Origin of the sequence: Streptomyces sp. NPDC060027, from assembly GCF_042737005.1 — a bacterium.
Lineage (GTDB): Bacteria > Actinomycetota > Actinomycetes > Streptomycetales > Streptomycetaceae > Streptomyces.
In genome coordinates this window covers 1-8,211 of record NZ_JBHWVI010000303.1, presented here as the reverse complement: position 1 = coordinate 8,211, position 8,211 = coordinate 1, and the positions used below count along the sequence as shown (strand labels likewise).

The 8,211-nt window shown below is 68.0% G+C and carries 10 protein-coding genes; 8 read left to right on the top strand and 2 right to left on the bottom strand.

Annotation, left to right across the window (positions count from 1 at the left end):
- Positions 1 to 49: 49 nt before the first annotated feature.
- Entirely contained in the window at positions 50 to 751 is a 702-nt protein-coding gene (locus ACFWBT_RS39560; RefSeq protein ID WP_266760631.1) for a DUF5324 family protein, read from the bottom strand.
- A gap of 391 nt (positions 752 to 1,142) precedes the next feature.
- Here ACFWBT_RS39560 and ACFWBT_RS39555 point away from each other — a divergent pair, with 391 nt between their 5' ends.
- Both ACFWBT_RS39555 and ACFWBT_RS39550 read left to right on the top strand, forming a co-directional pair.
- Entirely contained in the window at positions 1,143 to 1,676 is a 534-nt protein-coding gene (locus ACFWBT_RS39555) for a peptidylprolyl isomerase (protein WP_385708674.1), read from the top strand.
- A gap of 152 nt (positions 1,677 to 1,828) precedes the next feature.
- Positions 1,829 to 2,734 (top strand): rhomboid family intramembrane serine protease, encoded by a 906-nt coding sequence (locus tag ACFWBT_RS39550; protein ID WP_266760633.1) that lies wholly within the window; start codon positions 1,829 to 1,831, stop codon positions 2,732 to 2,734.
- A 291-nt stretch (positions 2,735 to 3,025) separates the two neighbouring features.
- Here ACFWBT_RS39550 and crgA read toward each other — a convergent pair whose 3' ends face one another.
- Complete coding sequence (gene crgA / locus ACFWBT_RS39545) at positions 3,026 to 3,280, bottom strand: cell division protein CrgA (RefSeq protein ID WP_266760634.1); 255 nt, start codon at positions 3,278 to 3,280, stop codon at positions 3,026 to 3,028.
- 142 nt (positions 3,281 to 3,422) lie between these two features.
- Here crgA and ACFWBT_RS39540 point away from each other — a divergent pair, with 142 nt between their 5' ends.
- The 6 genes from ACFWBT_RS39540 to ACFWBT_RS39515 all read left to right on the top strand — a co-directional run bounded on the left by ACFWBT_RS39540 (position 3,423) and on the right by ACFWBT_RS39515 (position 8,162).
- Positions 3,423 to 4,202, top strand: a complete 780-nt coding sequence (locus ACFWBT_RS39540; RefSeq protein ID WP_385708669.1) for a DUF881 domain-containing protein — start codon at positions 3,423 to 3,425, stop codon at positions 4,200 to 4,202.
- Positions 4,203 to 4,270: 68 nt separating this feature from the next.
- Entirely contained in the window at positions 4,271 to 5,032 is a 762-nt protein-coding gene (locus ACFWBT_RS39535; protein ID WP_385708665.1) for a class E sortase, read from the top strand.
- Positions 5,033 to 5,063: 31 nt separating this feature from the next.
- A complete protein-coding gene (locus tag ACFWBT_RS39530; RefSeq protein WP_385708662.1) occupies positions 5,064 to 5,225 on the top strand; it encodes a hypothetical protein in 162 nt (53 codons plus the stop codon).
- Positions 5,222 to 5,860: an aminodeoxychorismate/anthranilate synthase component II gene (locus ACFWBT_RS39525; protein ID WP_266760638.1), complete on the top strand. Its 639-nt coding sequence runs from the start codon at positions 5,222 to 5,224 to the stop codon at positions 5,858 to 5,860. The genes ACFWBT_RS39530 and ACFWBT_RS39525 overlap by 4 nt, the downstream gene beginning before the upstream one ends.
- Positions 5,857 to 7,317, top strand: coding sequence for a class E sortase (locus tag ACFWBT_RS39520; protein ID WP_385708659.1), 1,461 nt, complete (start codon positions 5,857 to 5,859; stop codon positions 7,315 to 7,317). Before ACFWBT_RS39525 ends, ACFWBT_RS39520 begins: the two co-directional genes overlap by 4 nt.
- Positions 7,318 to 7,403: 86 nt before the next feature.
- A complete protein-coding gene (locus ACFWBT_RS39515) occupies positions 7,404 to 8,162 on the top strand; it encodes a class E sortase (RefSeq protein ID WP_385708655.1) in 759 nt (252 codons plus the stop codon).
- The last annotated feature ends 49 nt before the right edge of the window (positions 8,163 to 8,211 follow it).

Below are 8,211 nucleotides of genomic sequence, written 5' to 3'. Positions count from 1 at the left end.
GGGCAGGAGACCGTCAAGTCTCCTGCCCCGCGGCGCTGTTGGGTCGGGTTCAGCGGCGGTCGTCGCGCTCCGCCGCTTCCTCCTCGGCCTCCTTGGCCTGGACCTCGGGGTCCAGAGCGGACTGGCCGCTGCCGTCGACCGACGTGAGACGCCCGGTCTCGGGCACCTCGGTCGCGGCCGGCGGTTCGACGAGCCAGTCGGGGTTGGCCTGCTTGTCCCACCACTTCCAGGCGGCGAAAGCACCGCCCGCCAGAATCCCCAGCACGGCCAGCCCCTTCACGAGACGGCCGGCCCTCGCCCGCCGTTCGTGCTTGCGGAGCAGCTTCTGGATCTCCTGCGGTGAGACCTGGCCGCGCAGTGCGGCGATGGCGGCCACGCCGCGTGCCGCTGCCTCCTCCCGAACGGGCTGGGCCGCGGCCACCGCCTGCTCGATCCTCGGCTTGGAATAGTCGGCTGCCTGGCGAGCCGCCTTACGGGTGCGGACGGCCGCCTCCTGGGCGACCTGGTCGACCTTCGGCGGCACATGGGTACGGGCCTGCTCAAGGCGCGGCGCGAGATAGGCGTCGTACTGGACGCGGGCCTGTTCGGCGGCCTGCGACACCTTCGGCGCGAGCCGTACGCGTGCTTCGCTCGCGTAGTACGAAGCCCTGTCCTTGGCCGTGTCGGCGTAAGGCGCCACCACTTCCGCGGCGTGCAGCACGCTGTCCTTCGCCGAGCCGGTCGCGGCGCGCACGCTGTCGATGCGGGTCACGGGTTTCCTCCTCCTCGGTGGCGTACGTCGGGGGTTCCATGTACCCCCAAAGACACAGAGTTCACCTTTCCACCCCTATGGGGATCATGCCCGCCCAAGTGATCAGGGGCATGTGAGGGCGGGCATCCGTGTCACGGGCTGACTCCCGGCGACTCCCGAGACGGAGCCGGTCAGGTGTCGATCAAGTGAGATAGCGGATTAATACGGGGCAACGGGAGCTTGTCGTCGACAATGCCACGGATCGCCTCCGCCCGCCCCCGTCGCGGAGCGACTCGACCGGTTTTCTCGAAAGGCGACGTCCGCATGTTCGTGCGGAGGTGGCGGTCAGGGGCTGAGCAGGCCGGTCCGTGCGAGGATCGGAGCGTCAAGAGAAGGCAACGGAAGGCAGATCGTGGCCGAGCAGCTTTACGCCACCCTGAAGACCAACCAAGGCGACATCGAAATCCGGCTCCTGCCGAACCACGCGCCCAAGACGGTCCGGAACTTCGTCGAGCTCGCCAAGGGGGAGCGTGAGTGGGTCAACCCGGAGACGGGTGTGAAGTCCACGGACAAGCTGTATGACGGCACGGTCTTCCACCGGGTGATCAGCGGTTTCATGATTCAGGGCGGTGACCCGCTGGGTAACGGCACGGGCGGTCCCGGCTACCAGTTCGAGGACGAGTTCCACCCGGACCTCGCCTTCAACAAGTCCTACCTGCTGGCCATGGCCAACGCCGGCCCGGGCACCAACGGCTCGCAGTTCTTCATCACCGTCTCCCCGACGGCCTGGCTGACCCGCAAGCACACCATTTTCGGTGAGGTCACGGACGCGGCCAGCCAGAAGGTCGTGGACGCCATCGCCGGCGCCCAGACCAACCCGCGCACCGACCGTCCGGTCAACGACGTCGTCATCGAGTCGGTCGTCGTCGAGACCCGCGAGGGCTGAGCCCGCGCCGGACTCTTTCGTCCGTGAGCCCGAAGGGTCCCGCAGGGAACCAAACGCCCCGTTCATCCGTAAGGATGGACGGGGCGGTGCCTTGCGCACCCGGACCCGGTGTGAGCGCGTGCGAGCCGCCGTACGGAGATTGAGGGGACCCCATGGACCAGCCGCCCGGCAGCCCGCAGGGCCCGCGGGACAAGGGACCGCAGGACGCCCAGAACCTGCCCGGTTGCTACCGGCACCCGGACCGTGAGACCGGCGTCCGCTGCACCCGCTGCGAGCGCCCGATCTGCCCCGAGTGCATGGTCAGCGCCTCCGTCGGCTTCCAGTGCCCCGACTGCGTGCGCGGCGGCTCCGGCACCGGTCACGCCCCGGCGGCCACCCAGCCCCGCACCCTCGCGGGCGGCACGGTCGCCTCGGACCCCCGGCTCGTCACCAAGGTGCTGATCGGCCTCAACCTGGCCTTCTATCTCGTCCAGCTCTCGGTGGGCGACGCCTTCACCGACCGCTTCACCCTGTTCGGCCGTGCCTGGCTCTCCGGCGACATCCAGGGTGTGGCCGAAGGCCAGTGGTACCGGATGCTGACGTCGATGTTCCTGCACGGCAGCGCCATGCACATCATCTTCAACATGCTCAGCCTGTGGTGGGTCGGCGGTCCCCTGGAGGCGGCTCTCGGCCGCGCCCGGTTCATCGCCCTCTACTTCATCTCGGGTCTCGCGGGCAGCGCGCTCTGCTACCTCCTCGCCGACGCCAACCAGCCGTCGCTTGGTGCCTCCGGCGCGATCTTCGGTCTGTTCGGCGCCACCGCGGTGCTGATGCGCCGGCTCAACTACGACATGCGCCCGATCATCGCCCTGCTGGTGATCAACCTGATCTTCACCTTCGGGTGGAGCAACATCGCCTGGCAGGCGCACATCGGAGGCCTGGTCGCCGGTGTGGTGGTCGGCTACGCGATGGTTCACGCACCGCGCGAGCGGCGGAACCTCGTCCAGTACGGGGTCTGCGCGCTGATGCTGGTCGCGGTGGTCGCCACGACGTTGATCAGGACCGCTCAGCTCACCTGAGGACGCTGTGGGCTCACCTGAGAAGTGATGTTGTCCACAGACGGTGGCGGATCTTGTGCACCTCGTGCGGGAACAGCTGTGCCCCCTGTCACTGACCCGAGTTTCCCCAGGTCGGACAGGGGGCGAACAGGTTTGCGGACGCCGGTTAGATCAGTCACACCGGCGTCAACCGCGGATGAGTTATCCACAGATCGTCTTTCTTTTCCACCTGTGGACAACTGCTGTGGATAACTCAGTGGAAAACCGTGGGCAGAGCTGTCGGCCCGGCTGTTCCCAGGTGAGCGAAGGCGGTCACTTCCACTGCGTGGAGACGCCGAATCCGGCCGCGATGAAGCCGAATCCGACCACGATGTTCCAGTTGTCGAGCGCGTCGATCGGCAGCGAACCGTCCGTCACGTAGAAGACAACGATCCAGGCGAGACCGATGAGGAACATGGCCAGCATGACCGGGGCGACCCAGGTGTTGCTGGTCAGCTTGATGTTGGATGCCTGCTTCGCCGGGGGCGGCGTGTAGTCGGCCTTCTTGCGGATACGTGACTTCGGCACGAGGGTCTCTCCTGTCGATGCGCTGCGTGGCCGCGCAGGGAACTGGGGCGGGCTCCGGGGCAGCGTACAAGGGGACACTGAGTGCTCCCCCGGGCGTCCGTTAGCGTAGTGCTTCCGCGGCGCCGAAGGAGATAAGGGTACGTTGAGCAATTCTGCCGACTCCCCCAGGACGGATTCCAGTCCTGGCGGTACGCGCCGTTTCCGGCCCGTACGTGTACTCACGGCCGCCGTCTTCGCCCTCGCCGGTCTCATCTTCTTCATGAGCTTCGATACGGCCAAGGGTACGAACATCCGTACGGATGCGTCCATGCTGAAGCTCTCCGACCTGATTCAGGAGCGGAGCCACAAGAACGCGACGCTGGACGAGTCCAACGGCACCCTGCGCGACGACGTGGACACCCTCGCAGGTCGCGAGGACGGCAGCAGCGAGGCCGAGGACGCCAAGCTCGCGGCGCTGGAGAAGCACGCGGGCACCCAGAAGCTGAAGGGCAAGGCCGTCACGGTCACGCTCAACGACGCCCCGCCGAACGCGACGGCGAAGCTTCCCGGCTACCCCGAGCCGCAGCCCGACTACCTCGTCATCCACCAGCAGGATCTTCAGGCGGTGGTGAACGCCCTGTGGCAGGGCGGCGCCCAGGGCATCAAGGTGATGGACCAGCGGCTGATCTCCACCAGCGCGGTGCGTTGTGTCGGCAACACCCTGATTCTCCAGGGCCGCGTCTACTCGCCTCCGTACAAGATCACCGCCATCGGTGACCCGCAGAAGCTCCAGAAGGCGCTCGCCGCCTCTCCGGCGATCCAGAACTACATGGTCTACGTCAACGTCTACGGGCTCGGCTGGAAAGTCGAGGAGGACGGGACGGTGACTCTTCCCGGCTACTCGGGCACAGTGGATCTCCACTACGCGAAGCCCGTGGAGTGAGCGCCTGACTTCGCGGGGCAGTGGGCGAAGCCTGTGGAGCGAGCTGCCGCCGGGGGGACCTTGTGTCGGTGCGAGTGGTCGTCAGGACGATCAGTGAGCTGTGCATCACCGCCGGCGCTCTGATCGTGCTCTTCGTGATCTATGTGCTGTTCTGGACCGGAGTGAAGGCCGACAGCGCCATGGACCACCAGATCGATGTGCTGCAGAAGCAGTGGTCGACGGGAGCGGCGGCCCAGGAGCCGACGGCCACGCCGGACTCCTCGGCATCCCCGGGATCCTCGGACCCCTCCGGCACCGCAGGCGCCCCGGGTGGCACCGGTGCCACGGCGACCGAGAGCCCGAAGGCGCCGGGCCCCTACGCCTACGGCGGACCGTTCGCGGTCATGTACATCCCGCGGCTTGGTTTCACGTGGAACAAGCCCGTGCTCGAAGGCACCGCCACGCAGGTCCTGAAGAAGGGGCTCGGCCACTACCGGGGCACCGCCCAGCTCGGCCAGGAGGGCAACTTCTCGGTCGCCGGTCACCGGCGTACGTACGGCGATCCCTTCAAGGACTTTCCCGAGCTTCGCCGAGGTGACGCGGTGGTGCTGACGGACGGGACGACCTGGTTCACCTATCGGATCGACAAAGGCCCCTACAAAACGGTGCCCTCCGACATTGAGGTGATCGACCCTGTGCCACGTAAGTCCGGGTATACGCGTCCGGGGCGCTATCTCACGCTGACCACGTGCGATCCGGAGTGGGGCCACAGCCACCGGTTGATCGTCTGGGCACACCTTGATTCCACGCAGCCCGTGGAGGCAGGGAAACCGGCGGCTCTGCGCCGTTAGTCTGTTGGCGTACGGCGACGGAAGGGACGGCATGTACGGCTGGATCTGGCGGCATCTGCCGGGGAGCGTATGGGTGAAGGCGCTGGTCTCGCTCGTGCTCGTCCTGGCACTGGTCTACCTGCTCTTCCAGTACATCTTCCCGTGGGCCGAACCGCTGCTGCCCTTCAACGATGTGACGGTGGACAACCAGTGAGCACGCGCATCCTCGTTGTGGACAACTACGACAGCTTCGTCTTCAACCTGGTCCAGTACCTGTACCAGTTGGGCGCCGAGTGCGAGGTGCTGCGCAACGACGAGGTGTCGACCGCGCACGCCCAGGACGGCTTCGACGGTGTGCTCCTGTCCCCGGGGCCCGGTGCTCCCGAACAGGCCGGGGTCTGCATCGACATGGTCCGGCACTGCGCCGCGACCGGGGTTCCCGTCTTCGGTGTCTGTCTCGGGATGCAGTCGATGCAGGTGGCGTACGGCGGTGTGGTCGACCGCGCGCCCGAGCTGTTGCATGGAAAGACCTCGCTCGTGGAGCACCAGGGCAAGGGCGTCTTCGCCGGCCTGCCGTCGCCCTTCACGGCGACCCGCTACCACTCGCTGGCGGCCGAGCCGGAGACGGTTCCGGCCGAGCTGGAGGTCACGGCCCGTACGCACGACGGAATCGTCATGGGCCTCAGACACCGCGAACTGCCCGTCGAGGGTGTGCAGTTCCACCCCGAGTCGGTGCTGACCGAACACGGTCACCGGATGCTCGCCAACTGGCTGCTCGAGTGCGGAGACAAGGTGGCGGTGGCGAGGTCGGCGGGGCTCGCCCCGGTGGTGGGCAGGGCCACGGCGTGACCGCGCTGCGCCCCGAGCGCGACAGCTCCCCCTATGGCGGCGAGGCCGCTTACGGGGGCGCAGGGGCGTTCGAGGGCGCGGGTGCCCAGGCCTATGCGGGCGGGGGTGCCTTCGAGGCGGCGGTCGGGGGGCTCGCGGACCCGTTGACGGATCCGCTGCCGGGCCAGGGACAGGGCGCACCGCAGCAGGGGTACGGCGCCGAAGGGTACGGCGCCGACTGGTACGCGGCCCAGGCCGCCCAAGCACAGGCCGCCCAGGCCCAGGCGGCTCAAGCGCAGGCCGCCCAGGCCCAGGCGTTTCAAGCGGCTCAGGCTCAGGCGGCCCAAGTGCAAGCCGCTCAGGCTCAGGCCGCCGCTCAGGCTCAGGCGGCCCGGGCGCAGGCCCAGAGGTCGGCCATGACTTCCGCGGCGTCACCGTCGTACGCGGAGATGTACGAGAGGACGTACTCCGCGCCGTACGAGGAGCCTGTGGCCGCCGCGTACCAGGGGTCGCCGACGGTCCCGTACGCCGGACCGGTCGCCGCTCCCCGGGCCGAGCCGGCCGCCGCGCGCCTGCCACTGGACGACGAGACGGTCGTGTTTCGAGTCCAGGAACCGCCCCGGACGGGAGAGCGGAGCGAGGCCGCGCCCGCGCCCGGAGGCCGTGCGGCCCGTCGTAAGGCGGCCAGACGCCACGGACGGCACGGGGGCGAGCAGGAGCCCCACGAGCCCCAGGAGACGGCTCAGGGGGCCGCTGAGGCCCCTCTGAGTCGGATGGGAGCCCGGCGGGCGGCGCGGGCCCGGAAGCCCAGTGCGGGCGTCCTCGTGAGCCGGATGGTCGGCGAGGTGTTCATCACCACCGGCGTCCTGATGCTGCTGTTCGTGACCTACCAGCTGTGGTGGTCCAACGTGCGAGCGCACCAGCAGGCGGGCAGTGCCGCGGACCATCTCCAGCAGGACTGGGCGAACGGCAAGCGGAAGCCGGGGACATTCTCGCCCGGCCAGGGCTTCGCCATCCTGCACATCCCGAAGCTGGACGTGGTCGCGCCGATCGCGGAGGGCATCAACAAGACGAAGGTGCTCGACCGCGGCATGGTCGGCCACTACGGCGAGGGCGACCTCAAGACCGCGATGCCGGACGCCAAGACGGGCAACTTCGCGCTCGCGGGGCACCGCAACACCCACGGGGAACCGTTCCGCTACATCAACCGGCTCAAGCCGGGCGACGAGATCGTGGTCGAGACGCAGGACGACTACTACGTCTACAAGATGGCGTCGATCCTGCCGGTGACGAGTCCGAGCAACACGAGCGTCCTCGACCCGATCCCCAAGGGTTCGACTTTCACCGGACCCGGCCGCTACATCACACTGACCACCTGCACACCGGAGTTCACCAGTAAGTACCGGATGATCGTCTGGGGCAAGATGGTCGAGGACCGGCCGCGCAGCAAGGGCAAACCGGACGCGCTGGTCGGCTGAGGGCAGGCGCGGACGCACGCGCGCAGCGTGCACGCGTCATGGGCACGTGAGACAACCTGAGACAGACCAGACGGGGCAGATGAACAGTGGCAGCGAGGACCGACCACGACGAGCGCGCCGCATCGGAAGCCGGATCCGCAGCCGTCGACGCGCCCGTGGGGCGCCGGCGCATCGGATGGTTCGCGATGACGGTCAGCGTCTTCGGCGAGCTCCTCATCACCGTGGGGCTGGTGCTCGGCCTGTTCGTCGTCTACTCGCTGTGGTGGACGAACGTCGTGGCCGACCGTGAGGCGCACAAGCAGGGCGACAAGGTCCGCGACAACTGGGCACAGGGCCGGGGTGGTCCGGGCGTTCTGGACACCAAGGACGGCATCGGCTTCCTGCACGTTCCGGCGATGAAGAACGGCGAGGTCCTGGTCGAGAAGGGCACGTCGACGAAGGTCCTCAACGACGGCGTCGCCGGCTACTACACGGACCCCGTCAAGTCGTCCCTGCCGACGACCGGCAAGAACGGCAACTTCACGCTCGCCGCCCACCGGGACGGCCACGGCGCCAGGTTCCACAACATCGACAAGATCGCCAACGGCGACGCGGTCGTCTTCGAGACCAAGGACAAGTGGTACGTCTACAAGGTCTTCGGGATCCTTCCGGAGACCTCGAAGTACAACGTCAAGGTCCTCCAGACGGTCCCGAAGCAGTCCGGCAGGAAGAAGCCCGGCCACTACATCACCCTGACGACCTGCACGCCCGTGTACACCTCCCGCTACCGCTACGTCGTGTGGGGCGAACTGGAGCGGGTGGACAAGGTGGACGAGGACCGGACGCCTCCGAAGGAACTCCGCTGACACGACGGTCACCTCGACCAGGTGGACGGAAAGGGCCCCGGCACTCACC

Coding starts and splice junctions, on each gene's coding strand:
- ACFWBT_RS39550 (WP_266760633.1), top strand. CDS start 1,829: ATGGACCAGCCGCCCGGCAGCCCGCAGGGCCCGCGGGACAAGGGACCG.
- ACFWBT_RS39530 (WP_385708662.1), top strand. CDS start 5,064: ATGTACGGCTGGATCTGGCGGCATCTGCCGGGGAGCGTATGGGTGAAG.